This is a genomic window from Mycobacterium sp. 852014-50255_SCH5639931, assembly GCF_001665605.1.
GTDB classification, from domain to species: Bacteria; Actinomycetota; Actinomycetes; order Mycobacteriales; family Mycobacteriaceae; genus Mycobacterium; species Mycobacterium paraffinicum.
Map to the genome: position 1 here is coordinate 1 of NZ_LZSV01000007.1, position 619 is coordinate 619.

The 619-nt window shown below is 68.5% G+C and carries 1 protein-coding gene and 1 pseudogene; both read left to right on the forward strand.

Going from position 1 to position 619, the window contains the following annotated elements; genetic code table 11:
* Window positions 1-84, forward strand: a pseudogene (locus tag A5758_RS24960) (hypothetical protein); the annotation flags it as partial.
* 460 nt (window positions 85-544) lie between these two features.
* A partial coding sequence (locus A5758_RS25600; protein WP_156622491.1) for a PPE domain-containing protein occupies window positions 545-619 on the forward strand: 75 nt, incomplete at its 3' end.

The following is a 619-nucleotide window of genomic DNA, read 5'->3' on the forward strand; positions in this document are numbered from 1 at the left end:
ATGGGCACCGGCACCCACGCCGGCGCCGGACCCCGATACGGATTCCGCCCCACCGTCATGGCCCGACCCCCCTTCGCCGGGTAGCCACCGGTCGCTTCTGCCAGCGTAGGAACACGCTTTAGCGCGCGAAAAGTGTCGCGCTAAAGCGTGTTTCGCGTTGCGCCCACGGCCCGCGCAGGGCGGAGCCCTCGCCCCGCCCTGCACCCGTCAGGCCGCCGTCGTGGCGAACGTCGCGGGGGATTTATCTGCGACCGGATTTTTAACCCACACCGCGGTCGATCGTCCGACGCTTTCGCGGATGGCCGGTGCATGGCGACCCGGCCGACGCGTCGTCCCCGCAGGTAGTGGCGCGGCTCGGGGGCGCTAACGTCTCGTTGCCCGTGTTCCTGTGCGCCCGTCGCCGAGGGAGCCTCCCTCCCGGCGGTCGCGTCGCCAGCAGCGACGGGGCTCAGCGGCGATCTAGCCTTCGCAACGAGCTCATTGCTTCACGCCAATAGACACTCGCGAGGGAAACACATGTCGTTCGAGCCGGGGGGGTTCGTAGGTGTTTGACTTCGGGGCGTTACCGCCGGAGGTTAATTCCGGTCGGATGTATGCGGGTCCGGGTTCGGGGCCGTTG